The organism is Agrobacterium radiobacter (genome assembly GCF_040801995.1).
Taxonomy (GTDB): Bacteria; Pseudomonadota; Alphaproteobacteria; order Rhizobiales; family Rhizobiaceae; genus Agrobacterium; species Agrobacterium radiobacter.
Map to the genome: position 1 here is coordinate 1,929,436 of NZ_JBEGHX010000002.1, position 23,982 is coordinate 1,953,417.

Consider the following 23,982-nt stretch of genomic DNA (forward strand, 5'->3'; position numbering starts at 1 on the left):
ATGGTGGCCGTTGACAACATGAAGACCGAAACCACCGCCACCCCCAAGCCCGAACGCGGCACGCAGGGCAACGAGTCCTATCTCGCCCTGGTATGGCGGCGTCTAAGGCGGTCCTTCACCGGCATGCTGGGGCTGGTGCTGGTCGTGCTCTTGATCCTGATCGCAATTTTCGCCGATTTCTTCGCGCCGATGAACCCGCTGGAAACCAATGCCAGCTTCTCGCCGCCGCAGGTGGTGCGTTTTTCTGACAAGGACGGCAATATCAGTCCTTTCCCCCGGGTTTATGCGACTGCCGAGACCGAAGAACTCGATCCGGTGACGTTCCAGCCTATCGTCGGGCCGGACTACGACAATCCCGTCTATCTCGGCTTCTTCGTCGAAGGCGCGGAATACAGGCTTTTGGGCCTCATCCCGATGAGCCGTCACTTCTTCGGCTCGACCGACGGCCAGCCGGTGCATTTTCTCGGAACCGACAAGTTCGGGCGCGATGTGCTGTCGCGCGCCATATATGGTTCGCGCATCTCGCTCGCGATTGCGCTTAGCGTCGTTGCCATCGTCACCGTCATCGGCACCAGTGTCGGCTTGATATCAGGGTATTTCGGCGGGCCGCTGGATGCCTGGGTGCAGCGCTTCGTGGAGGTGGTCCTCGCCTTTCCGCAATTGCCGCTTTATCTCGCGCTGACATCGCTCATTCCCGTCACCGCACCGACCACCGTTTTCCTCGTCTTCGTGGTTGGCGTCATGTCGGCGCTCGGCTGGGCGCAGATGTCACGCGAGGTGCGCGGCAAGACGCTGGCGCTGGCGCGTATCGATTATGTCCGGGCGGCGATTGCCGTCGGGGCCACCGACCGGCGCATCATTTTCCAGCACATTCTGCCGAATGTGATGAGCCACGTGATCGTCGCCGTCACCCTGCATATTCCGAGCGTCGTGCTGCTCGAATCCTTCCTCGGTTTCCTCGGTTTTGCGGTGAAACCGCCGCTCATCTCCTGGGGGCTGATGCTGCAGGATACCGCGACCTATTCCGTCATCGGTTCCTATCCATGGATCCTCGCGCCGGTCGGGTTCGTGCTGGTCACCGTCTTTGCCTTCAACGCGCTGGGCGACGGCCTGCGTGACGCCGTCGATCCCTATTGAGAGGAGCGTGACATGGTAGCTGCCCAGAACAACGCCTACGCCCCCGCCATCCGCCTCGATGCCGATGACCGCAAGGACAATGCCATTATCGATGCCCGCAACATTGCCGTGACCTTCAAGGTGGAGCACGGAACGGTGGAGGCGGTGAAAGATATTTCCTTCCAGCTCTATCGCGGCGAGACGATCGCAATCGTCGGCGAGTCCGGTTCGGGGAAATCCGTCACGGCTCGCACCGTTATGGGCCTTCTGACGAAGCGGGCAACGATTTCGAAATCGGCGGTGGTGCGCTTCAACGGCGAGGACATCCTGAAATTCTCATCACGCCAGCGCCGGGCGCTGCGTGGCAATCGCATTTCGATGATCTTTCAGGAGCCGATGAGTTCATTGAACCCGATCTATACGATCGGCAGCCAGATCGTCGAGGCGATCCGGGTGCACTCAAAACTCAGCCGCAAGGAAGCGGAGGCAAGGGCGCTCGATCTTCTGCGGCAGGTGCAGATACCGGAACCGGAAGCGCGGCTGAAACAATATCCGCACCAGCTTTCCGGCGGCCAGCGGCAGCGTGTGATGATCGCCATGGCGCTCTCCAACGATCCTGATGTGCTGATTGCTGATGAACCCACCACCGCGCTCGATGTGACGGTGCAGGCGCAGATTCTCAACCTTATCCGCGATCTGCAGAAAAAACGCGGCATGGCCGTGGTGCTCATTACCCATGACCTGACGATCGTGAAGCAGTTTTCCGACTACGTTTACGTCATGCAGCATGGCGAGATGCGCGAACATAACACCACCGAACAGCTGTTTGCAGCACCGCAGCACCCCTACACGAAAAGGCTGCTCGCTTCCGAACCGCAGGGAACGGCAAAGCCGCTGCCGGAGAATTCCGGCGTGCTGCTCACGGCAAGCGGCGTGCGTGTCTCCTTCATGATGCGTTATGGCGGACTGTTCAAACCGGAACTGAAGGAACTGATCGCCGTCGACAGCCTGGGGCTCACCCTCAATCGGCATGAGACTCTGGGCCTCGTCGGCGAATCCGGTTCCGGCAAGACGACCTTCGGCCAATCCCTGCTGCGGCTGAACGAACCGGTGGGCGGCGAGGTGATCTTTGATGGGGAGAGGGTCGATGGCCGCTCCCGCGCTGAGATGCGGCCCCTGCGTTCGCGCATGCAGATCGTGTTTCAGGACCCCTTCGCGTCGCTCAATCCGCGCATGACCATCGGCCAGATCATCGAGGAAGGGCTGATCATCAACGGCCTTGGCCGGACCAAGACAGAAAGGCTGGACCGGGTGCGTGATGCGCTGGAGGCGGCCGGCATGCCCGGTAACATCCTCTCACGTTTCCCGCATGAGTTCTCAGGCGGCCAGCGCCAGCGCATCGCCATTGCGCGCGCCGTGGCGCTGGAGCCGGAATTCATCCTGCTCGATGAGCCGACCTCGGCGCTCGATCTTTCCGTGCAGGCGCAGATCATCGATCTGCTGCGCAAGCTGCAGGACGAGCGGGGTCTGAGCTACCTGTTCATCTCCCACGACCTGAAAGTGGTTCGCGCGCTCTGCCACCGCGTCATCGTCATGCAGCGCGGGCAGATCGTTGAGCAAGGTCCTGTCGAGGATGTGCTGACAAACCCAAACACAGAATATACTCAGCGGCTTGTACGGGCCGCCTTCGAAATCGCTTGAATTCCAATGCCGGAGGTAGACATGGCAAGAGATCCCAAGATCACATTTATCGGCGCAGGCTCCACGGTGTTCATGAAGAACATCGTCGGCGACGTGCTGCAGCGTCCGGCCCTTTCGGGCGCCACCATCGCACTCATGGATATCAACCGTGAAAGGCTGGAAGAAAGCGCCATCGTCGTCAACAAGCTGATTTCGACGCTGGGGGCAAAGGCGAAGGCCGAGACCTATACCGACCAGAAAAAGGCGCTTGCCGGCGCGGATTTCGTCGTCGTCGCTTTCCAGATAGGCGGGTACGAGCCCTGCACGGTCACCGATTTCGAGGTGCCGCGCAAATATGGCCTGCGCCAGACCATTGCCGATACGCTCGGCGTCGGCGGCATCATGCGCGGTCTTCGCACCGTGCCGCATCTGTGGAAGATCTGCGAGGACATGCTGGCCGTCTGCCCGAACGCGATCATGCTGCAATATGTGAACCCCATGGCGATCAATACCTGGGCGATTGCCGAGAAGTACCCGACGATCCGGCAGGTGGGTCTTTGCCATTCGGTTCAGGGCACGGCCATGGAACTCGCCCATGATCTCGATATCCCATACGAGGAAATCCGTTACCGTTCGGCCGGCATCAATCACATGGCGTTTTTCCTCGAATTCGAACATCGCCAGCCGGATGGCAGCTACAGGAGCCTTTATCCCGATCTCGTGCGCGCCTATCGCGAAGGCCGTGCGCCAAAGCCCGGCTGGAACCCGCGCTGCCCCAACAAGGTGCGTTACGAGATGCTGACGCGGCTCGGTTATTTCGTTACCGAAAGTTCCGAGCATTTTGCCGAATATACGCCCTATTTCATCAAGGAAGGACGCGAAGACCTGATCGAGAAATTCGGCATCCCGCTTGATGAATATCCGAAGCGCTGCATCGAGCAGATCGAGCGCTGGAAAGGGCAGGCGGCGGCCTATCGTTCGGCCGAGAAGATCGAGGTCAAACAATCGAAGGAATATGCTTCCTCCATCATCAACTCGGTCTGGACCGGCGAGCCTTCTGTCATCTACGGCAACCAGCGCAACAATGGCTGCATCACCTCGCTGCCATCTGATTGCGCGGCGGAAGTGCCCTGTCTGGTCGATCATAACGGCATACAGCCGACCTTCATCGGCGAATTGCCGCCGCAACTGACAGCGCTGATGCGCACCAACATCAATGTGCAGGAACTGACGGTTCGGGCGCTGATGAGCGAAAATCGCGAGCATATCTTCCATGCCGCGATGATGGACCCGCATACCGCAGCCGAACTCGACCTCGACCAGATATGGTCGCTGGTGGACGATCTGCTGCTGGCCCATCGCGACTGGCTGCCGGAATGGACGCAGGTGGAAGTGAAGCGGGCGCGGGCGGTTTAAGGTTGGCCCTGTCTTTGCCCGGAAGTCCGAAGGCGGCTGTGAGAAACGCACTTGCCTTCGGGACTTCCGGCAGTGGCCCTAAAACCTCTCCGTCGTCATCCTCGGGTCAAACCCGTGGATGACGACGAGTGTGGTGTCAGCAACCTCTGGACAGTCGCGACGACAGCAGCAGAACGTTTGACGAGCGCAATTTGCACCCTCCCAGCTTCCTGCCCGAAACATCCTTGGGCCCATTTGACTTGTGTCAAGGCCACGAAACACCACGACACCTAAACAGCCCTTGACCCGATCTGTTCTCGCTTGGCTAGGAGAAATGTCGGGTGCGAATTCTAAACGCGATGGTGGCTGGCTTCTTCGGTTTTTACGTATTACGGTTGAAACCTGAAGGGTTCATGGGGAAGACGGATGTCTAAAAAAGGCTTGCTCATTGGTCTGGTGGTTCTGGCTGTTGCCGTTGCCGCTTACTTTGCCTGGTCGAAGCTGAAGGGGGAGGGGCTGCCTTCCGGTTTCGCGTCCAGCAACGGTCGGATCGAGGCGGTCGAGATCGACATTTCCACCAAGACCGCCGGTCGCCTTCAGGACATCATGGTGCGCGAAGGCGATTTCGTGAAGGCCGGACAGGTGCTGGCGCAGATGGACACCGCCCAGCTGGAAGCGCGGAAGCGTCAGGCGGAAGCACAGTTTCGCCGTGCGAAAATAGCAATCGATACGGCCAACAGCCTTGTCGCACAGCGGGAGGCGGAGAAGACCTCGGCGCTGGCGATCGTGGAACAGCGCAAGGCCCAGCTTGATTCCGCCTCCAAGACCTATGCGCGCTCGAAGCAGCTGCTGACGGGCAATGCCGTTTCGCAGCAGATCGTCGACGACGGTGAAGCCGCCGAGCTGTCCGCCCGCGCCACACTCGCCTCCGCGCAGGCCTCGCTTGCCGCCTCCGATGCGGCAATCAACGCGGCCAAAGCGCAGATCGTTGATGCCGAGGCGGCTGTCGATGCGGCGCAGGCCGATATTGAAAGCATTGAGACTGACATAGCCGATGCGACGCTGAAATCGCCCCGCGACGGCCGCGTGCAATATAGGATCGCCCAGCCCGGAGAAGTGCTGTCCGCCGGTGGACGGGTTCTCAACCTCGTCGATCTCGGAGACGTCTACATGACCTTCTTCCTGCCGACGGCAGAGGCTGGCCGCACGTCCATGGGCTCCGATGTGCGCCTGATACTGGATGCGGCACCGCAATACACCATCCCGGCGAAAGTTTCCTTTGTGGCCGATGTCGCGCAGTTCACGCCGAAGACGGTTGAAACCGAAGAGGAACGCCAGAAGCTCACCTTCCGGGTGCGGGCGCAAATTCCGCAGGAACTGCTGCAGAAATATATCCAGTATGTCAAAACCGGACTGCCCGGCATGGCCTATGTACGGCTTGATCCGCAGGCCGCCTGGCCGGAAAACCTCGAACGCAATCTCGTCAAGTGACGGTGGCCACCATGGTCGCGCCTCCCGCAACGAATGACAGGAACGCACCGGTCGCGCGATTGACCGATGTGCGGCTGACCTTCGGAAGCACCATTGCGCTGGCCGATATATCGGTCGAGATTCCCGCAGGGAGGATGGTAGGGCTCATCGGGCCTGACGGCGTCGGCAAGTCGAGCCTGTTGTCGCTCGTCTCCGGCGCGCGGGCCATCCAGAAGGGCAAGGTGGAGGTTCTGGGTGGCGACATGTCCGATCCGCGCCACCGTGAGGATACCTGCCCGCGTATCGCCTATATGCCGCAGGGTCTTGGCAAGAACCTTTACCCCACCCTGTCCGTCTTCGAGAATATCGACTTTTTCGGCAGGCTGTTCGGACAGGGCAGCAGGGAGCGGCAGGCGCGCATTGCCGAATTGCTGAAGAGCACCGGCCTCGAACCATTCGCCGATCGCCCCGCGATGAAGCTTTCCGGCGGCATGAAGCAGAAACTCGGGCTCTGCTGCGCGCTGATCCACGATCCGGACCTGCTTATCCTCGATGAGCCGACCACAGGCGTTGACCCGCTGTCGCGCCGGCAGTTCTGGGAATTGATCGATTCCATCCGGGCCGGGCGTCCGGGCATGAGCGTCATCGTCGCCACGGCCTATATGGAAGAGGCCGCCGGTTTCGACTGGCTGGTCGCCATGGATGGCGGCAAAATACTGGCTACCGGTTCGCCCGCCGAACTTCTCGAGCGCACGTCGGCACCCAATCTCGATGCAGCCTTCATCGCGCTTCTTCCCGAAGAAAAGCGCAAGGGTTACCACGAGGTCCATATCGCGCCGCGCAAGGTGACGGGTGAGGGCGATTACGCCATCGAGGCGTCGCATCTCAGCATGCGCTTCGGTGATTTCACCGCCGTCGACAATGTCAGCTTCAAGATTCCGCGCGGCGAGATTTTCGGCTTTCTCGGTTCGAACGGCTGCGGAAAATCCACCACCATGAAGATGCTGACCGGGCTTCTGGCGGCCAGCGAAGGCGAGGCCAAGCTCTTCGGGCACAAGGTGGATGCGAGCGACATGGCGATCCGCCACCGCGTCGGTTACATGAGCCAGGCCTTCTCGCTTTATTCAGAACTGACGGTGCGGCAGAACCTCGATCTTCACGCCCGCCTGTTCAAGCTGCCGGAAGACACCATTCAGCCGCGTATCGCCGAAATGGCGGAGCGATTCGATCTCGGCGCGGTCATGGAAACCCTGCCGGACGACCTGCCGCTCGGCATCCGGCAGAGGCTGTCGCTGGCGGTGGCGATGATCCATTCGCCTGACATTCTCATCCTCGATGAGCCGACCTCCGGTGTCGACCCGGTGGCGCGCGACGGGTTCTGGCAAATCCTTGCCGATCTCTCGCGCAACGACAATGTCACCATCTTCATCTCCACCCATTTCATGAACGAGGCGGAGCGCTGCGACCGTATTTCGCTGATGCATGCCGGCAAGGTGCTGATCAGCGATACGCCTGATGCGATTACCAAAAGCCGCAATGCCGCAACGCTTGAAGAGGCTTTCGTCGCCTATCTCGAGGATGCCTCGGGTGTGAAAAAAGTGAAACCCGTTGCACCGTCCGCTCCGGCAGCTGAGGTGCCCACGACACAACATGCCGCCCCCGTCCGCAAGAGGTTTTTCGATTTCAGGCGCATGTTCAGCTATACCCGCCGTGAGGCGCTGGAATTGCAGCGTGATCCCATTCGCGGAACGCTGGCGGTGCTCGGCAGCGTTATCCTGATGTTTGTCATCGGATACGGCATCAATCTCGATGTCGAGGACCTGACCTTTGCGGTGCTGGACCGCGACGATTCCACCATCAGCCGTGACTACGTGCTCGATATTGCCGGCTCCCGTTATTTCATCGAAAAGGAACCGATCCGCGACTATGCCGATATGGATCGGCGCATGCGTGATGGGGAACTCAGCCTTGCCATTGAAATTCCCCCCGGCTTTGGCCGGGATGTCTTGCGCGGCAAGACGGTGGAGGTGGGCGCCTGGATCGACGGCGCCATGCCGCAGCGCGCCGAGACGGTGCGCGGTTACGTGCAGGGTATGCACCAGACATGGCTTGCGCGGAAGGCCGCCGAGATTTACGGCAGCGCCGCCACGCAGAACAGCTTCAGCATCGAGACGCGCTATCGTTACAATCCTGATGTCAAAAGCCTCGTCGCCATGGTGCCGGCGGTCATTCCGCTGCTGCTCATGCTTATTCCCGCCATGCTGGCGGCGCTCAGCGTCGTCAGGGAAAAGGAGCTTGGCTCCATCGTCAATCTCTATGTGACGCCGACCACGCGGCTGGAATTCCTGATCGGCAAGCAGCTTCCCTATGTCGCCCTCGGCATGCTCAATTTCCTGCTTCTGACGGCATTTGCGGTCTTCGTCTTCCAGGTGCCTTTCACCGGAAGTTATCTCGCCTATGCGGCGGGAGCGCTGCTCTACGTCATCATCGCCACCTCCATTGGCCTTCTCATGTCATCCTTCATGAAGAGCCAGATCGCAGCGATTTTCGGCACGGCCCTGCTGACGCTCATTCCGGCCACGCAATATTCGGGCATGATCGATCCCGTCTCCTCGCTGCAGGGCGCCGGCGCCTTTATCGGTAACATCTATCCGGCCACCTATTTCATGACCATTTCGCGCGGGACCTTTTCGAAGGGGCTTGATTTCGCCGGGCTTTCCGGCTCGTTCCTGCCGCTCATCATAGCCATTCCGCTGCTGCTTAGTGCCGGTGCCGCACTTTTGAGGAAACAGGCGTCATGAGGCTGTTTTCGTCCAACATCTTCCAGCTCGGCATCAAGGAACTGCGTGGCCTTGCGCGTGACGGCATGCTGCTGCTCCTGATTGTCTATGCCTTCACGCTGCAGATCTACACCGGCTCCAGCGCGCTGCCGGAAACGCTGAACAATGCCGCCATCGCCATTGTCGATGAGGATCAGTCACCGCTTTCCGGCCGCATCAGTACGGCGTTTTATCCACCCTATTTCGCACCGCCGAAGCAGATTTCCATCGCGGAAATGGACAAGCGCATGGATGCCGGGCTCGATACTTTCGCGCTCAACATCCCTCCGGATTTCCAGCGCCGGCTGATGGCGGGTCAGCAGCCGGCCATCCAGCTCAATATCGACGCCACCCGCATGAGCCAGGCCTTCAGCGGCGGCGGTTATGTGCAGAGCATCGTGACCAGCGAAGTTCAGGAATATGTCAACCGTTATCGCGGTGCGACTGCGGTGCCGGTGGACCTCACCCTGCGCTCCCGTTTCAACCCGGAGCTGGACAAGTCCTGGTTCGGCTCGATCAACAATATCATCACCGCCATCACCATGCTGTCGATCGTGCTGACGGGGGCGGCGCTCATTCGCGAGCGGGAGCACGGCACGGTCGAGCATCTGCTGGTCATGCCGGTCACGCCGCTGGAAATCATGCTCAGCAAGGTCTGGTCCATGGGCCTCGTCGTGCTGGTGGCCTCGGCATTTTCCCTGTTCGTGGTCGTCAGGGGGCTGCTCGCCATTCCGATCGAAGGCTCGCTTTCGCTTTTCCTGCTCGGAACGGCATTGCAACTCTTCGCCATGACCTCAATGGGCATATTCCTCGCGACCGTCGCGGGTTCCATGCCGCAATTCGGCATGTTGCTGATCCTGTTCCTGCTGCCGCTGCAGGTGCTCTCGGGCGCCATGACGCCGCGTGAAAGCATGCCTGATATCATCCAGTACATCATGCTTCTTGCGCCAAACACCCATTTTGTCATTCTGGCGCAATCGGTGCTTTTCAGAGGGGCGGGGCTGGATGTGGTCTGGCCGCAATTGCTGGCGCTGCTGGCCATCGGCTCCGCGCTCTTCGTTTTTGCGCTTCGCCGTTTCAGGCGGTTCCTGCGCTGACGACAGCCGGATTTTCCGCTTGTTCTGCCCATTTCCACGCAAGTTGAATTAATTGTGTTCGGTAACGGTATGTTCGCCTTCCGTGAATATGCCTATGAGGACGGCTGGGTAAGCGGGCTTTGTTCAGGAGTAGCAAAATGAATATTGCAGCACGTCTTTCACTGGCAGCCATGATCGCTCTGGCGGCAACACCATCCCTCGCGTCGGAAGATATGACGTCGGAGACGAGCGAAGCGATATTCGGTTTTGGCGGCGCCATGACGAAAGAAGACATGCTGAAAAGTGCAGCCCTCTTTCCGGTGGAATATGAGCGCAACGCCATTCTGGGCGGCGGCTACCAGTTTTATCCCTACCATATCGGCAACGTGAAACTCGGCGGCGAAATCGGCGCCGCTGCCAGATTTGGCAAGGGCTTTACGGGTGAAGTCTGGGTGGGTTCGGTTGCGCGTTACGAGCAGATCAGGCTCGGAGAGCGGCTGTTCATCACGCCAAGCTTTACCGCCGGCCTCAGCCTTGTCACGGATGCGCAGCGGGGCCGCGAGCGCGAACAGGAAATCAAGGACGACGGCAATGCCAATGTCCTGTTTTATCTGGGGCCGGAAATCAACGTGTCCTTCAGCGAGGATTCCTCGACGGAATTCTTCTGGCGTCTTCACCACCGTTCCGGCGGTGGCAAAACATTGGGCAATATGAAAGGCGCCACAAACGCCAACGTCTTCGGCGTCCGCTACAAGTTCTGAGCGGCAGGGATGGTCCCACGCCCGGTGAACTGTCTGAATTTCAGTCACGTTTCTTTTTCGCCGCAAACCGTCATGGGGAACCCGTGCATGCAGTGCATGGGTGGATTGCCTTATTCTGCCTGTTAATGCGTCACCGAAAAGCGCATATAGAGGACATCAAAGGACGCCGGGACGAAAACGTTACTGACGTCACCTAAACCTCAGAAAGGGTAATGTCATGAACGTAGCACGCAGCTTCAACAATTGGCGCAAATATCGTCAGACCATCAACGAACTCGGCCGTATGAGCAGCCGTGAACTGCACGATCTCGGTATCGATCGCAGCCAGATCACCAGCGTCGCCCGCGCCGCCGTCGGTAAGTAATCATAACGATATTGCCGCTATTGAATGCCCAAACGCCCGCTTTGCGGGCGTTTTTGTTTTGGAGGCCTCTCCTCCGTCATCCTCGGGCTTGACCCGAGGATCCATTGCTTTCCACGGGTCAGGATCCTCGGGTCAAGCCCGAGGATGACGTTGAGTATGTGCAAAGCGATGTCATTCCACGCCTGAGGACGACTGAAGCGAACCAATCGCCAGGAATTTTCGACGAGGAATATTGCCATGCACAAAACGCATATCTGCGCTGCAACCTTGTGCCTGTCAAACGCGCAGAAAAATGGTATCTTCAAATCATCGAAACGGATGTACCTCCTCCCACATCCTTTCGGTAATGCGGGCGATCCTACTCCTCCTCCCAAAGGATTGCCTCGGGGACAGCGGTTTTCCTCCTCCCATATCGCTGTTCATCTTTTCAAAAAGCCTGCCGCACCTCCTCCCGCGGCAGGCTTTTTTGTTTTCGGAAACTTCCCTTTATTTTCAGGATTATCTCAGTCGAAAGCCATCATGCCGATGGGCGTTACGGCATGGGTGCCTGCGCGTCTGGCAAGGGCATAAGCAAGGCACTGCTCCACGGCATCCTGCGGCACGGGCTTGGCGATCACGCCGGCGCCTATGCCGAGATTGACGACGACTTCGGGGTTCGCCGTCATGAAGATCACCACCACGCCATGGTCTTCGGAAAGCCGCCGCCCGATCTCCGGGCCGGTCTGTCCGTCGGCAAGATTGACGTCGACGAAGGCGATATCGGCGCGGCTGCCAAGCGCCACGGCCTCTTCCAGCCGGTTGGCGATGCCGATGACATCAGCCTCTTCTTCCGCCTGCAAAATGGAATCCTCTATATCCATGGCGATGAGGAATTCGTCTTCCACGATCAGCACACGCGGCTGTTCCGTGCGGAAACCCGGTTCGTTCTGCAAGACGTCTGCCAACATATGCCTGTCTCCATTCTGTGTGCTTCAGAGCACCGGACCGAAAAGTGCAGCGCGGTTTTCGGGCCTTCGATGCGTCAACTATGCCTGGAGCGGGAAGGGCCGGTTCCGTTTTATCTCCCGCCGCTCCAGCGCGGTCGGCAAGCAAACACTTGTCGGCGTAACTCGTTCCAAAGTGAGATAAACATAGTGAATGGAGTGTAAACGGCGCGCCTTTTCGGCTATCACCTCTAGGAAGCGAAGCAGTTGATTCGGTTCGGTTTTCATCCGGGGAAGGGGTCGGAGAACGTCGCCGTGGAGCATCTTTCGCCCCCTGGAACGCCGGTCTTTCGCCATTATGGGGCGATAGGCCTGCATGAAAATTCAAAGCGTTACAGCCTCTTTCCCGCTCGGGGAGGAAGCGCTGGGACCTTGCCGATCATTCGCGTGCCGCGGTCAAAAAACGGCGCGGGACCCTATGAGTTTAGAAAGAGAATAAGACGATGACCCAGTCTCCGCGCGCCACCATTGCCCGCAACACGCCCAATATCGCCGTCGTCGGCGTCGGTGGCGGTGGCGGCAACGCGATCAACAACATGATTGCCGAGGGCATCGGCGGCGTTGATTTCATCGCCGCCAATACGGATGCTCAGGCGCTGAAGAAAACCGATGCGCCGCGTCTCGTGCAGCTCAGCTCCGAACTGACCGGCGGGCTTGGAGCGGGCGCTGATCCGGAGGTCGGCCGGCAGGCGGCGATCGATTCCCTCGACGAGATCATGGATCACCTGAGCGGTTACGACATGTGTTTCATCACCGCGGGCATGGGCGGCGGCACCGGCACGGGTGCTGCCCCCGTCATCGCCGAAGCCTGCCGGGCGAAAAATATCCTGACCGTCGGTGTCGTCACGCTTCCCTTCAGCTTCGAGGGCGCGCGCCGCATGCGGGCTGCGGAATATGGCTTTGCCAACCTGCTCAACACGGCCGATACCGTCATCGTCATTCCCAACCAGAACCTGCTGCGCATCGCCGATGCCGGCACCACCTTCGAGAATGCGCTGAAGACGGCCGACAAGGTCCTGTCGCTTGGCGTGCGCTGCATCACCGATCTCATCCTGCGCGAAGGCCTCGTCAATCTCGATTTCGCCGACGTGCGCTATGTCATGAAGAATGGCGGCCGGGCGCTGATGGGCACGGCGCAGGCCAAGGGTCCGAAACGCGCCTCGGAAGCGGCGGCGGCAGCCATCGCGAATCCGCTGCTCGGCGAACCCTCGCTGAAGGAGGCGCGTGGCGCGCTGGTATCCATCTCGGGCGGCAACGATCTGACGCTTTATGAAATCGACGAGGCGATGACGCTGGTGCGCGAAGCTGTGAGCGAAGAGACCGACGTGGTTATGGGCGCTTCCTTCGACCCCACGCTTGATGGTGCCTTCAAGATTTCCGTCGTGGCCACCGGCCTGCGCAACTAACGTCTTGTTAGAGGGGCGGCATTGCTGGGCGTTTCTTCTCCCCGCCGGGGAGAAGGGACAAGCCGCGTATTCTTGGCTCCCTAGAGAAATCGTCTTTCCTTAAGCGGGGTAATAACGCCCACGCCACAAACCGAACGATTAAAAGCCGTCGCGGGCAATTTTCGCGACGGCTTTTTGTTGTTTTTGAACAATTATTCCGCCATTCGAAGAGGCGACGGCGCTGCGCGGCGTTGATTGCGAAAAAATATAATAGTACTCTTTATGTCGACAAGAGGGATTTGATGATGACGGATATAATTGCTTCTGCCGAGCGCAAGCGCGGCTCCGGCGTGAAGATGGTCTATGATCTGCTGCGCGACGAGATTCTCGATCTGGTTCTGCCGCCGGGCAGTCCCATCGACGAGGTGCAGCTTGCCGAGCGGTTCAAGATGTCACGCACGCCCATCCGCGAGGCACTGGTGCGGCTTTCGGGCGAGGGGCTGATCGATACGCTGCCGAACCGCTCCACCATGGTGTCGAATATCGATTTCCTCAACATGCATACCTATTTCGATGCGCTTGTGTTGATGTACCGGGTAACGACCCAGCTTGCCGCGCAATATCACCGTCCGGAAGATCTGGCCGGAATCCGCGCCCACAACGCGGAATTCGCCATTGCGGTCGAGGAGCAGGATGCGCTGGCGATGATTTCCACCAATGCCGCCCTTCACCTTTCCATCGCCGAAGCCGGGCGCAACCCCTATTTCACCAGCCTGTTCAAGCGGCTTTTGGATGAGGGACGGCGCATCCTCAGGCTTTATTACCAGTCCTATGATGATCGTCTGCCCAAGCGTTTCGTCGATGATCATGAAGAGATGATCGCGGCGATTGCCGCTCGCGATATCGCTCTTTCCGAAAGGCTGGCGCGGGAGCACGCCGAACAGATCGTGCGGCAGGTGCAGAAACTGCTGGTGCGAAACGAGCGGCTGGAAATAAATCTGTAGCTTGTCGATTTCTTGTCGACAAATAAAATACAAGATAGTAATGTCCCTGTCGAAAGGGTGGCGCGGACGTGCGTCCATTCCCGAAAAACATGTCCCTTAGGAGCTAGTAATGACGGCCAGCATTTTTTCCGGCGTGATTCCCGCCTTGATGACCCCCTGCAAGGATGATCGCACCCCTGATTTCGATGCGCTTGTTCGCAAGGGCAAGGAACTGATCGCCGATGGCATGTCGGCCGTGGTTTATTGCGGTTCCATGGGCGACTGGCCGCTCCTGACGGATGAGCAGCGCATGGAAGGCGTGGAGCGCCTGGTGAAGGCTGGCATTCCGGTCATCGTCGGCACCGGCGCGGTCAACACGGCGTCTGCCGTTGCCCATGCTGCCCACGCCCAGAAGGTTGGCGCCAAGGGTCTGATGGTTATTCCGCGCGTCCTGTCGCGCGGTTCGGTCATCTCTGCCCAGAAGGCGCATTTCAAGGCCATCCTCGCGGCGGCTCCTGAAATCCCGGCCGTCATCTACAACAGCCCCTATTATGGCTTCGCCACCCGTGCCGATCTCTTCTTCGCGCTACGCGCCGAGCACAAGAACCTCGTCGGCTTCAAGGAATTCGGGGGCCCGGCGGATATGCGTTACGCTGCTGAAAACATCACCAGCCGTGATGACGACGTCACTCTTATGATCGGCGTCGATACCGCCGTTTTCCACGGCTTCGTCAATTGCGGTGCAACCGGCGCCATCACCGGCATCGGCAACGTGCTGCCGAAGGAAGTCATTCACCTCTGCAAGCTGTCGCAGGCCGCCGCCAAGGGTGATGCGGATGCCCGCGCCCGTGCGCTGGAACTGGAACAGGCGCTCGCCGTTCTCTCGTCCTTCGATGAAGGCCCGGATCTGGTTCTCTATTTCAAGCACATGATGGTGCTGAAGGGCGACAAGGAATACACGCTGCACTTCAACGAAACCGATGCCCTGACGGACAGCCAGCGCGGTTATGTCGAAGCGCAGTTCAAGCTGTTCAACAGCTGGTATGCCGACTGGAGCAAGCTTCCGGGTGCCGTGCAGGCCTGCAAGGCTGCCTAAGCAGCCGCTGATGTGAAAACAAAAGGCCCGCAAATGCGGGCCTTTTTTGCATGTCAGGAGGTTTGATGTCTCCCCTCCGTCATGCTGGACTTGACCCGGCATCCAGCCACGGCGCGTCTGCGCCGTGAGGAATGAGTCTTTCGTGATCAAAGACTTGATCGCATTGGACCCCGGATCAGGTCCGGGGTGACGGGGCGGGGGATGCTGTGCAGTTGCAAAAAAACGCTGAGTGACTTTGTCATTGCGAGAAGGCCCGCGTTCGCGAGCCTTCTTGTTTCCGCTTTGCGGTCAGGAGACCGCGTCCAGTCCCTTCTCCAGCAGTTGGTCGAGCCCGGCCACTTCTGCAGCGGTCAGCGTAATACCTTCATTTTCCGATTTGGCACGGGCGGCAAAACGGCGGCCGGAGGGCAGGCGGGCGCCCTGGCCGATGATGGCGTCAAACAGCACTTCCGCGCGCTGGAAGGGGTCTCCCGGCCGCCCCTTGGCAAAGGCCTCCGGGGAAAAGGCGACGATCAGTTCCCCATGGAAGGGCGCAAGCGTGGTGGTGCCGAGATAGTCCAGCACTTCGGGACTGGTGAGGTCGCCGATCATGATGCCGGCGAGAAGCTCGATCATGGTGCCGATGGCAGAACCCTTGTGGCCGCCAAAGGGCAGCATGGCGCCGGCAAGGGCCGCCTCCGGGTCCGTCGTCGGATTGCCGTCTGCATCGACCGCCCAGTCTTCGGGTAAAGGTTTTCCCGCGCGCCGGTGCAGTTCTATCTCGCCGCGGGCGGCAACGGATGTCGCGAAATCAAAGACGTAAGGCGAGGTGTCCTTGCGCGGCCAGCCGAAAGCGAAGGGGTTGGTGCCGAGCAGCGGTTTGGTTCCTCCCGTCGGCGCGACGGTGGAATAGCTCGGGCACATCACCAGTCCGGCCAGCCCGTTCGAGGTCAGTCCCTCCACCTCGGGCCAGAGCGCCGAAAAATGGGTGCAGTCATTGATGACGAGTGCGGCGACGCCCAAACGTTCCGCGCGTTCCACCAGAACCGGCAGGCCAAGCTCGAAGGCAGGATTGGCGAAGCCGCCATTGGCATTGACCTTCACGATCGCCGTACCGTCCTCCTCGGCCACATCAGGTGTGGCATCGGGCTTCACCTTGCCGGCCTTGACGGTGCGCAATGCGCCTTCAATGCGGTAAATGCCATGGGACTTGCAGGCGTCGCGCTCACCGGCGGTGATGACGCGCGCCAGCGCTCCCGACTGCACGGCATTTAAGCCAGCCCTGCGGAAAATCGCCTCCACCCGTTGAAATAGTTCGTCGATGGTCAAGGTGGTGGTGTCGCTCATCATAATCCTCCGATATCGGCTCGCACATTTTGAATACATAAAGTATACAATGGCTGGGGTAATGCAACGTGTCTTTTCGGTGCGGCTGTGTCAGAGCGGGAATCCACTTTATCGGACACAAAGATTCCTTAGGCCCTCATTCCTGTGCTTGTCACAGGAATCCAGCAGACGCGCGTCTGCGCGTCGGAAAGACTCTATTTAGCCCAAAGACTTGGGCTGGCTGGATCCCTGTGACAAGCACAGGGATGAGGGGCCTTTGATGTTTCCGCTCACCTTGTCGGCTCCTCGCGCCAGCTTTCGAAACTAATCCATTGAACCTCATCAGTTCGCACGTGCACAAAATTCTTTTTGTATACTCATTGTATTTTTATGTTGATTTATCGCTTTCTTGGGGAAATAGTGACCGCGCCTTCAAGGGCAGACCAATTCTGGGAGCAAATCAAGAATGAAAAAATCGGTCATTTTCGCCGGCCTGCTGGCCGCCACTTCCGCTATCACCCCGGCCAAGGCCGACAAGCTTGACGACATTATTTCGTCCGGCACGCTGCGTTGCGCCGTTGTGCTCGACTTCCCGCCGATGGGCGCGCGTGATGACGCCAACAATCCGATCGGCTTTGACGTCGATTATTGCAACGATCTCGCCAAGGCGCTTGGCGTCACGGCTGAAATCGTCGAAACGCCGTTTCCCGAGCGTATTCCGGCGCTGATGTCCGGCCGCGTCGACGTTGGCGTTGCGTCCACCTCCGATACGCTGGAGCGTGCCAAGACAGTCGGCATGACCGTGCCTTACTTCGCCTTCGAAATGGCCGTTACCGCCAACGACAAGTCGGGCATCAAGTCGTTCGAAGACATGAAGGGCAAGACCGTTGGCGCAACCGCCGGCACGTTCGAAGCCATCGCGCTCGAAAAGTCGGTCAAGGAATGGGGCACCGGTGAATTCCGCCCGTACCAGACGCAGGCAGACGTGTTCCTCGCACTCAGCCAGGGCCAGATCGACGCCACCGTTTCCACCTCGACGGTTGCCCAGTCCAACGTGAAGGGCGGCAAGTTCGCCGGCATCTCCGTGGTCGGCAAGGCGCCTTACGACATCGACTATGTCGCGCTCTTCACCAACCGCGATGAATACGGCCTCATCAACTACCTGAACCTCTTCATCAACCAGCAGGTTCGCACCGGCCGTTACGCCGAACTCTATGAAAAATGGGTTGGCGGCGAAGTTCCTTCGCTCACCGTCAACGGCGTTTATCGCTGATCAGGACTTTTCGTAAACGGCGCGGTCGAAATGATCGCGCCGTTGATCGTTTCTGAAAAGGCGGGACACTTAATGTTCAACTATACATTCCACTGGAATCAGGCGCTGAAGGCTCTGCCGCAGCTTCTGGACGGTGCGGTGGTGACGCTGCAGATCGCCATTCTGTCGATGGTGATCGGTCTGACCTTCGCCATCGCGCTGACGCTGTTCCGGCTCTCCGGCAACCGTATCCTTGGCGCTTTCGCCTCCGTCTGGGTGGAAGTCGCCCGCAACACGCCGGCGCTGTTCCAGATTTACATGGCCCATTTCGGCCTTGGCAATTTCGGCATTCATCTGAGCCCCTATACGGCGCTTCTGGTCGGTATCGCCTTCAACAATGCCGGTTATCTCGCGGAGAATTTCCGTGGCGCGCTGAAAGCCATTCCCGATACGCAGACCCGTTCCGGCCGTTCGCTCGGCATGACGTCGATGCAGACCTTCCGTCTGATCATCATGCCGCAGATGCTGCGCGTCGCGTTTCTGCCTGCCACCAACCAGATGGTCTGGGCAATCCTCATGACCTCGCTCGGTGTCACCGTCGGCATGAATACGGATCTCGCCGGCGTCACACAGGCCTTGAACGCCCGTTCGTTCCGCACCTTTGAATTCTTCGCGCTCGCCGCGGTCATCTATTACGTGATCGCCAAGATCGTCACGCTTGCCGCCCGATTACTGGCCGCGCGTCTGTTCCGTTATTGAGAGAGGTGAGCCATGTTTGAAACCGCTCTCACCTGGAGTGATCTCGCCTTCCTGGCCAAGGGTGCCGGCATGACGCTTGCCGTCACCGCCGTCGCCGTCACGGCAGGCACCATCATGGGGATCATCTTCGGCATCATCCGCTTCCAGTTCGGCCCCTATTGGTCGCTGCCGCTGACCTTCATTCTGGATATTTTCCGTTCCGTGCCGCTGCTTATCCAGCTGGTGCTCGGCAATGCCTTCCAGTCGATCGCCAAGCTCGGCTGGCCGCCATTCACCACCTCCTGCGTGGTGCTGTCGCTTTATACGGCGGCCTATTGCACAGAGATCGTGCGCGGCGGCATCGGTGCGGTGCCGTCGAATACGCGGCGTGCCTGCCGGTCGCTCGGCATGACGTGGTCGCAGGACATGCGCTACATCGTGCTGCCGCTTGCCACCCGCGTGTCGCTGCCCTCCTGGATCGGCTTGACGCTCGGCGTCATGAAGGATTCGGCGCTGGTGCTGTGGCTCGGCCTCATCGAGCTTCTGCGCGCCTCGCAGATCCTCGTCACCCGCCTGCAGGAACCGCTGACCATCCTGATGATCTGCGGCGCCATCTACTTCCTTATCAGCTTCCCCATCGCCCGTTTCGGCGGGTATCTCGAAAGACGGTGGTCCCCCAATGATTGAGATCGAAAACGTCCGCAAATCCTTCGGCCCGCTGGAGGTTCTGAAAGGGATCAACCTTACCGTCAACAAGGGCGAGGTCGTCACCATCATCGGCGGCTCCGGTTCCGGCAAGTCGACGCTGCTCACCTGCATCAACGGCCTCGAGCCGATCGACAGCGGCAAGATCGTCATCGACGGCACCGAGGTGCACGCCAAGTCGACCGACCTCAACAAGCTGCGCCGCAAGGTTGGCATCGTCTTCCAGCAATGGAACGCCTTTCCGCATCTGACCGTGCTTGAAAACGTCATGCTGGCGCCGCGCAAGGTGCTCGGTATTTCCAAGGAGAAGGCTGAGGAAATCGCGGTCAAGCAATTGACCCATGTCGGCCTTGCCGAAAAGCTGAAGGTCTATCCGAACCGCATGTCCGGCGGCCAGCAGCAGCGTATGGCGATTGCCCGCGCGCTTGCCATGTCGCCGGAATATATGCTGTTCGACGAGGTCACCTCTGCGCTTGACCCGATGCTGGTGGGCGAGGTGCTCGATACGCTGAAGATGCTGGCGGATGAAGGCATGACGATGATCTGCGTCACCCACGAAATGGCCTTCGCCCGCGATGTCTCGAACCGCGTCGCCTTCTTCCATCAGGGCGTGATGGCGGAAATCGGCACACCGGACCAGCTGTTCGGCGCGCCGCAGCATGCTGAAACCCAGAAGTTCCTGGCGAGCGTGCGGTAATGCCTGCACATGATGTCATCGTCATTGGGGCCGGCGTCGTCGGCCTCTCGGCGGCAATCGCGGCGCAGGGCCGCGGTCTTTCGGTCACGGTCATCGACCGTGAGGGACCAGCAGCGGGCGCTTCAGCCGGCAATGCCGGCGCCTTTGCCTTCACCGATATCCTGCCACTTGCATCGCCCGGCATTCTCTGGAAAGCGCCGAAATGGCTGCTCGATCCGCTCGGTCCACTCAGCGTGCCGCCCTCCTATGCGCTGAAGATCGCGCCGTGGATGTTCCGGTTCTGGCGGGCCTGTGCGGCATCGAAGGTGGAACATTCCACCGCCGCCCAGACGGCGCTGATGGATCTGTCGAAGGTCGAGCTGGAGCCATTCCTGAAAAAGACCGAGACAACAGCCATGCTGCGCAAAGAGGGCAACCTCCAAGTCTATGAAAGCGATGCGGAGTTCGAAAGTTCGCTTCCCGGCTGGAAGGCGCGTGAGCGCCACGGTATCGAGTTCCGGCATCTCAATGCCGAACAGATGGCCGAGATACAGCCCGGCATCGCGTCGCGTTTCACCTGCGGCACGTTCACGCCGGGATGGTATTCCATCGCCGACCCGAAGCTCTACACGCTGGCGCTGGCCGAACATTTCCGCGCCATAGGCGGGCGCATCGAACGCCTCGATATCGCGTCGCTCAGGCCGCTTGAAGATGGTGTCGAGGTGGTGAGCCATGACGGTCGTACCCGCAAGGCCGCCAAGGTGGTGCTGGCTGCGGGCGCCTTTTCGCATCGCATCGCCCGTTCACTCGGGGAAAAAATTCCGCTGGAAACGGAACGGGGGTATAATACCACATTGCCGTCCGGGGCTTTCGATCTGCGCACGCAGGTGACCTTCGGCGGTCATGGTTTCGTCGTCACGCGGCTTTCTTCCGGCATCCGCGTCGGCGGTGCGGTCGAGCTGGGCGGGCTTGAGCTTCCGGCCAATTTCGCCCGTTCCGAGGCGCTTCTGGCCAAGGCGAAAACTTTCTTGCCGGGCCTGAAAACCGAGGGCGGCAAGCAATGGATGGGTTTTCGCCCGTCGCTGCCGGACAGCCTGCCGGCCATCGGCGAAGCGCGGCACACGGCACGGGTGGTTTATGCTTTCGGCCACGGGCATCTGGGGCTGACGCAATCGGCGGGCACGGCCCGCATCGTCGCCGATCTTCTGACGGGGCAAAAATCCGCCATCGATACAAGGGCATTTTCGCCGCAACGTTTCTGACGGAGATTTCCAATGTCTTCTGCCGTTTCGACAACAGCCGTTCCTGAAGCCCGCAGCATCCTGGCCGGTGCGGCCGAAGGCCCCGTGATCGCCACGACAGAAGCGTTGAGTTTCTGGGGTGGTGTCGATCCCGCCACCGGCAGGGTGATCGATGTGCATCACCCGCTGCACGGCATCTGTCTCACCGGCGGCGTGCTGTTCATGCCGACCAGCCGCGGCTCGTGCACGGGGTCGGGCGTGTTGCTCGATCTCATCCTCACCGGCCGCGCGCCGTCCGCACTGGTTTTCTGCGAGGCGGAAGATGTGCTGACGCTGGGCGCACTTGTGGCGGCGGAAATGTTCGACAGGGCGCTGCCGGTCATCCGCCTCGACGCCGAAAATTTCGCCCGCTTTTCCCGGGCCGCCCATGTCCGCATTGATGGAAACAGCATCGAGGCCGATGGCCTGTCGCTTGCCATCGCGCCTCCGGCGATTGCCCATCTCGACCTTGAGGATGAGGACCGGGCGAGGCTCGAGGGTCGGGATGGCATCGCCGTGCGCCAGGCCATGCGCATCATCGTCGCCATGGCGGCCCAGCAGGGGGCGTCTGCGCTCATCGATATCACGCAGGGTCACATTGACGGCTGTATCTATGCCAGCCCCGCCAACCTCACCTTCGCGGAAAAGATGGCTGATATGGGCGGCAGGGTGCGGGTGCCGACGACCATGAACGCCATTTCGGTGGACAAGGCGCACTGGCGGGCGCAGGGCGTGCCTGATGATTTCGGCGATCCGGCCGCGAGACTGGCGGATGCCTATGTGCGCATGGGCTGTCGACCCACTTTCACCTGTTCGCCTTACCTGCTCGACAGCGCGCCGAGTGCCGGCGAATCGATCGCCTGGGCCGAATCGAACGCGGTGATCTTCGCCAATACGGTGCTCGGCGCACGCACTGCCAAACATCCTGACTTTCTCGATCTCTGCATTGCACTGACGGGCAGGGCGCCATTGTCAGGCGTTTATCTCGAAGAAAACCGTCGTCCGCAGCGTATTGTCGACGTGGCTTTGCCTGAGGGCATCAACGACGCCTTCTGGCCGCTCGTCGGTTATCTCGCCGGTAAGGCAGCGCCGGATTGTATTCCGCTGCTGCGCGGCCTCGGCTCTGCAAAGCCGTCTCGGGATGATTTGAAGGCGCTCTGCGCTGCTTTTGGCACCACCTCCGCAGCACCCATGCTGCATATCGAGGGTGTAACGCCGGAAGCCGGGTTGACCCCGATTGACACGGCTGACACCGTCACCATCTCGCTTGCCGATATGGCCGCCGGCTGGTCGCTTCTCAACGAAGGACCGGAAGAGGTGCAGCTTGTCGCCATCGGCAGTCCGCATGCCTCGCTGGAGGAGTGCCACGCTCTTGCGGCTGAATTTGCCGGCCGCAGGCGCCATGCGGATGTCGCCGTCATCGTCACTGCCGGTCAGCAGGTCATCGATGCGGCCGGGCAGGACGGCACGCTGCAAAGCCTGCATGGCAGCGGCGTGCAGGTGCTGCCTGATCTCTGCTGGTGCTCCATTTCCGAGCCGGTCTTCCCAACGAAGACCCGCGCCCTGATGACCAATTCCGGCAAATACGCCCATTACGGGCCCGGCCTCAGCGGCCGCGCGGTGCGCTTCGGCAGCCTTGCCGATTGCGTTGAAAGCGCGCTGACCGGCCGAGCTGATTCCCGTCTTCCCGCCTGGCTTTCCTAGAGCGCGTTCAGACGCGCTCTCGATCTTTCGTTTTCCGCATTTTCCGGACGTAAAACCGCTACGCACTTTTACTGGAAATGCTCTTGAGGAGAATTCAATGCGCAGTATCAAGACCGTTCACGTCATCTCCGCCCATGCGGAAGGCGAGGTGGGGGATGTGATCGTCGGCGGCGTAAAGCCGCCACCGGGTGAGACGATCTGGGAACAGAGCCGTTTCATCGCCCGCGATGAGACCCTGCGCAATTTTGTGCTCAACGAGCCGCGCGGCGGCGTGTTCCGCCACGTCAACCTGCTGGTGCCGCCGAAACATCCTGACGCGGACGCCGCCTTCATCATCATGGAGCCGGAAGACACGCCGCCCATGTCCGGCTCCAACTCCATCTGCGTCTCCACCGTGCTTCTGGATGGCGGCATCGTGCCGATGCAGGAACCGGAAACCCATATGCTTCTGGAAGCCCCCGGCGGGCTGGTAAAAGTGCGTGCCGAATGCCGCAACGGCAAGGCCGAACGCATTTTCGTGCAGAACCTCCCGAGCTTTGCCGCGAAACTCGATGCCGAACTCGAGGTTGAGGGCCTCGGTATGCTGAAGGTGGATACCGCTTATGGCGGCGACAGCTTCGTCATCGTCGATGCCGAGGCTATGGGTTTCAGACTGAAGCCGGAAGAGGCGCATGACATTGCCCGCCTCGGCGTGCGCATCACCAATGCCGCCAACAAGGCTTTGGGCTTCGACCATCCCGAAAACCCGGACTGGCGGCATTTTTCATTCTGCCTGTTCGCGGGCAAGGTGGAGCGCACGGCGGAGGGTCTGCGGGCAGGGGCGGCAGTCGCCATCCAGCCGGGCAAGGTCGATCGTTCGCCGACCGGCACGGCGCTTTCGGCCCGCATGGCGGTGCTGCATGCGCGCGGCGAAATGAAGGAAGGCGAAACGCTGACGGCGGTGTCGCTGATCGGTTCCACCTTCACCGGCCGTATTCTTGGGACCACCAAGGTCGGCGACCGTCCGGCCATCCTGCCGGAAATCTCCGGCCGCGGCTGGATTACCGGCATCCACCAGCACATGCTTGATCCCTCTGATCCATGGCCGGAGGGGTATCGGCTGACGGATACCTGGGGCGCGCGGTAAGGGCGATACACCGCGCTTCTCTCATCCCTGTGCTTGTCACAGGGATCCAGTCAGCCCAAGTCCTTGGG

The 23,982-nt window shown here is 60.2% G+C and carries 20 protein-coding genes; 18 read left to right on the top strand and 2 right to left on the bottom strand.

The features are described 5' to 3' along the window. The 8 genes from MRBLRC7O_RS22620 (at position 1) to MRBLRC7O_RS22655 (ending at position 10,681) form a co-directional block, all read left to right on the top strand. Positions 1 to 1,137, top strand: a complete 1,137-nt coding sequence (locus tag MRBLRC7O_RS22620) for an ABC transporter permease (RefSeq protein ID WP_020810886.1) — start codon at positions 1 to 3, stop codon at positions 1,135 to 1,137. 12 nt (positions 1,138 to 1,149) lie between these two features. After that, entirely contained in the window at positions 1,150 to 2,817 is a 1,668-nt protein-coding gene (locus MRBLRC7O_RS22625; RefSeq protein ID WP_020810887.1) for an ABC transporter ATP-binding protein, read from the top strand. A gap of 21 nt (positions 2,818 to 2,838) precedes the next feature. Further along, positions 2,839 to 4,212, top strand: a complete 1,374-nt coding sequence (gene melA, locus MRBLRC7O_RS22630; protein ID WP_020810888.1) for an alpha-glucosidase/alpha-galactosidase — start codon at positions 2,839 to 2,841, stop codon at positions 4,210 to 4,212. A 405-nt stretch (positions 4,213 to 4,617) separates the two neighbouring features. Next, on the top strand, positions 4,618 to 5,682 hold the full coding sequence (locus MRBLRC7O_RS22635) for an HlyD family secretion protein (RefSeq protein ID WP_020810889.1): 1,065 nt from the start codon (positions 4,618 to 4,620) through the stop codon (positions 5,680 to 5,682). A gap of 11 nt (positions 5,683 to 5,693) precedes the next feature. Then, positions 5,694 to 8,462, top strand: a complete 2,769-nt coding sequence (gene rbbA, locus MRBLRC7O_RS22640) for a ribosome-associated ATPase/putative transporter RbbA (RefSeq protein WP_031234011.1) — start codon at positions 5,694 to 5,696, stop codon at positions 8,460 to 8,462. Continuing rightward, the gene (locus MRBLRC7O_RS22645) at positions 8,459 to 9,577 is read left to right on the top strand and encodes an ABC transporter permease (protein ID WP_020810891.1); all 1,119 of its coding nucleotides are present in this window, start codon (positions 8,459 to 8,461) and stop codon (positions 9,575 to 9,577) included. The genes rbbA and MRBLRC7O_RS22645 overlap by 4 nt, the downstream gene beginning before the upstream one ends. A gap of 137 nt (positions 9,578 to 9,714) precedes the next feature. Beyond that, the gene (locus MRBLRC7O_RS22650) at positions 9,715 to 10,317 is read left to right on the top strand and encodes a hypothetical protein (protein WP_162686251.1); all 603 of its coding nucleotides are present in this window, start codon (positions 9,715 to 9,717) and stop codon (positions 10,315 to 10,317) included. A gap of 217 nt (positions 10,318 to 10,534) precedes the next feature. Further along, positions 10,535 to 10,681 carry a DUF1127 domain-containing protein gene (locus MRBLRC7O_RS22655; RefSeq protein WP_003505647.1) on the top strand — a complete coding sequence of 49 codons (147 nt, stop codon included), beginning with the start codon at positions 10,535 to 10,537 and terminating at the stop codon, positions 10,679 to 10,681. A gap of 503 nt (positions 10,682 to 11,184) precedes the next feature. Here the strand turns inward: MRBLRC7O_RS22655 and MRBLRC7O_RS22660 are convergent. Next, a complete protein-coding gene (locus MRBLRC7O_RS22660; protein WP_003505649.1) occupies positions 11,185 to 11,628 on the bottom strand; it encodes a response regulator in 444 nt (147 codons plus the stop codon). Between the two features lie 479 nt (positions 11,629 to 12,107). Between MRBLRC7O_RS22660 and ftsZ the strand changes: the two genes are divergently transcribed. The 3 genes from ftsZ (at position 12,108) to MRBLRC7O_RS22675 (ending at position 15,128) form a co-directional block, all read left to right on the top strand. Further along, positions 12,108 to 13,070 (top strand): cell division protein FtsZ, encoded by a 963-nt coding sequence (ftsZ, locus tag MRBLRC7O_RS22665; protein WP_020810894.1) that lies wholly within the window; start codon positions 12,108 to 12,110, stop codon positions 13,068 to 13,070. Between the two features lie 284 nt (positions 13,071 to 13,354). Then, a complete protein-coding gene (locus MRBLRC7O_RS22670) occupies positions 13,355 to 14,053 on the top strand; it encodes a GntR family transcriptional regulator (RefSeq protein ID WP_003505651.1) in 699 nt (232 codons plus the stop codon). Positions 14,054 to 14,162: 109 nt separating this feature from the next. Beyond that, on the top strand, positions 14,163 to 15,128 hold the full coding sequence (locus MRBLRC7O_RS22675) for a dihydrodipicolinate synthase family protein (protein WP_003505652.1): 966 nt from the start codon (positions 14,163 to 14,165) through the stop codon (positions 15,126 to 15,128). Between the two features lie 288 nt (positions 15,129 to 15,416). Here the strand turns inward: MRBLRC7O_RS22675 and MRBLRC7O_RS22680 are convergent, their stop codons facing one another. Next, on the bottom strand, positions 15,417 to 16,454 hold the full coding sequence (locus MRBLRC7O_RS22680) for an Ldh family oxidoreductase (protein ID WP_367727688.1): 1,038 nt from the start codon (positions 16,452 to 16,454) through the stop codon (positions 15,417 to 15,419). A gap of 445 nt (positions 16,455 to 16,899) precedes the next feature. Here MRBLRC7O_RS22680 and MRBLRC7O_RS22685 point away from each other — a divergent pair, with 445 nt between their 5' ends. From MRBLRC7O_RS22685 to MRBLRC7O_RS22715, 7 genes are all read left to right on the top strand, one after another. Beyond that, positions 16,900 to 17,706, top strand: coding sequence for an ABC transporter substrate-binding protein (locus tag MRBLRC7O_RS22685; protein WP_020810896.1), 807 nt, complete (start codon positions 16,900 to 16,902; stop codon positions 17,704 to 17,706). 72 nt (positions 17,707 to 17,778) lie between these two features. Further along, the gene (locus MRBLRC7O_RS22690) at positions 17,779 to 18,444 is read left to right on the top strand and encodes an amino acid ABC transporter permease (RefSeq protein ID WP_080864430.1); all 666 of its coding nucleotides are present in this window, start codon (positions 17,779 to 17,781) and stop codon (positions 18,442 to 18,444) included. 12 nt (positions 18,445 to 18,456) lie between these two features. Beyond that, positions 18,457 to 19,110: an amino acid ABC transporter permease gene (locus tag MRBLRC7O_RS22695; protein ID WP_003505657.1), complete on the top strand. Its 654-nt coding sequence runs from the start codon at positions 18,457 to 18,459 to the stop codon at positions 19,108 to 19,110. Then, complete coding sequence (locus tag MRBLRC7O_RS22700) at positions 19,103 to 19,825, top strand: amino acid ABC transporter ATP-binding protein (protein ID WP_003505658.1); 723 nt, start codon at positions 19,103 to 19,105, stop codon at positions 19,823 to 19,825. Before MRBLRC7O_RS22695 ends, MRBLRC7O_RS22700 begins: the two co-directional genes overlap by 8 nt. Further along, a complete protein-coding gene (locus MRBLRC7O_RS22705) occupies positions 19,825 to 21,066 on the top strand; it encodes an NAD(P)/FAD-dependent oxidoreductase (RefSeq protein ID WP_112493681.1) in 1,242 nt (413 codons plus the stop codon). The genes MRBLRC7O_RS22700 and MRBLRC7O_RS22705 overlap by 1 nt, the downstream gene beginning before the upstream one ends. Before the next feature lie 12 nt (positions 21,067 to 21,078). After that, the gene (gene lhpI, locus MRBLRC7O_RS22710) at positions 21,079 to 22,788 is read left to right on the top strand and encodes a cis-3-hydroxy-L-proline dehydratase (protein WP_367727690.1); all 1,710 of its coding nucleotides are present in this window, start codon (positions 21,079 to 21,081) and stop codon (positions 22,786 to 22,788) included. Positions 22,789 to 22,885: 97 nt separating this feature from the next. After that, positions 22,886 to 23,914, top strand: coding sequence for a trans-3-hydroxy-L-proline dehydratase (locus MRBLRC7O_RS22715; RefSeq protein ID WP_080864429.1), 1,029 nt, complete (start codon positions 22,886 to 22,888; stop codon positions 23,912 to 23,914). Positions 23,915 to 23,982 lie beyond the last annotated feature (68 nt).

Coding starts and splice junctions, on each gene's coding strand:
- MRBLRC7O_RS22680 (WP_367727688.1), bottom strand. CDS start 16,454: ATGAGCGACACCACCACCTTGACCATCGACGAACTATTTCAACGGGTG.
- MRBLRC7O_RS22650 (WP_162686251.1), top strand. CDS start 9,715: ATGAATATTGCAGCACGTCTTTCACTGGCAGCCATGATCGCTCTGGCG.
- MRBLRC7O_RS22705 (WP_112493681.1), top strand. CDS start 19,825: ATGCCTGCACATGATGTCATCGTCATTGGGGCCGGCGTCGTCGGCCTC.
- MRBLRC7O_RS22700 (WP_003505658.1), top strand. CDS start 19,103: ATGATTGAGATCGAAAACGTCCGCAAATCCTTCGGCCCGCTGGAGGTT.
- melA (WP_020810888.1), top strand. CDS start 2,839: ATGGCAAGAGATCCCAAGATCACATTTATCGGCGCAGGCTCCACGGTG.
- MRBLRC7O_RS22655 (WP_003505647.1), top strand. CDS start 10,535: ATGAACGTAGCACGCAGCTTCAACAATTGGCGCAAATATCGTCAGACC.
- MRBLRC7O_RS22620 (WP_020810886.1), top strand. CDS start 1: ATGGTGGCCGTTGACAACATGAAGACCGAAACCACCGCCACCCCCAAG.
- MRBLRC7O_RS22685 (WP_020810896.1), top strand. CDS start 16,900: ATGAAAAAATCGGTCATTTTCGCCGGCCTGCTGGCCGCCACTTCCGCT.
- MRBLRC7O_RS22695 (WP_003505657.1), top strand. CDS start 18,457: ATGTTTGAAACCGCTCTCACCTGGAGTGATCTCGCCTTCCTGGCCAAG.
- MRBLRC7O_RS22670 (WP_003505651.1), top strand. CDS start 13,355: ATGACGGATATAATTGCTTCTGCCGAGCGCAAGCGCGGCTCCGGCGTG.
- MRBLRC7O_RS22635 (WP_020810889.1), top strand. CDS start 4,618: ATGTCTAAAAAAGGCTTGCTCATTGGTCTGGTGGTTCTGGCTGTTGCC.
- ftsZ (WP_020810894.1), top strand. CDS start 12,108: ATGACCCAGTCTCCGCGCGCCACCATTGCCCGCAACACGCCCAATATC.
- MRBLRC7O_RS22660 (WP_003505649.1), bottom strand. CDS start 11,628: ATGTTGGCAGACGTCTTGCAGAACGAACCGGGTTTCCGCACGGAACAG.
- MRBLRC7O_RS22715 (WP_080864429.1), top strand. CDS start 22,886: ATGCGCAGTATCAAGACCGTTCACGTCATCTCCGCCCATGCGGAAGGC.
- MRBLRC7O_RS22690 (WP_080864430.1), top strand. CDS start 17,779: ATGTTCAACTATACATTCCACTGGAATCAGGCGCTGAAGGCTCTGCCG.
- MRBLRC7O_RS22625 (WP_020810887.1), top strand. CDS start 1,150: ATGGTAGCTGCCCAGAACAACGCCTACGCCCCCGCCATCCGCCTCGAT.
- lhpI (WP_367727690.1), top strand. CDS start 21,079: ATGTCTTCTGCCGTTTCGACAACAGCCGTTCCTGAAGCCCGCAGCATC.
- MRBLRC7O_RS22645 (WP_020810891.1), top strand. CDS start 8,459: ATGAGGCTGTTTTCGTCCAACATCTTCCAGCTCGGCATCAAGGAACTG.
- rbbA (WP_031234011.1), top strand. CDS start 5,694: ATGGTCGCGCCTCCCGCAACGAATGACAGGAACGCACCGGTCGCGCGA.
- MRBLRC7O_RS22675 (WP_003505652.1), top strand. CDS start 14,163: ATGACGGCCAGCATTTTTTCCGGCGTGATTCCCGCCTTGATGACCCCC.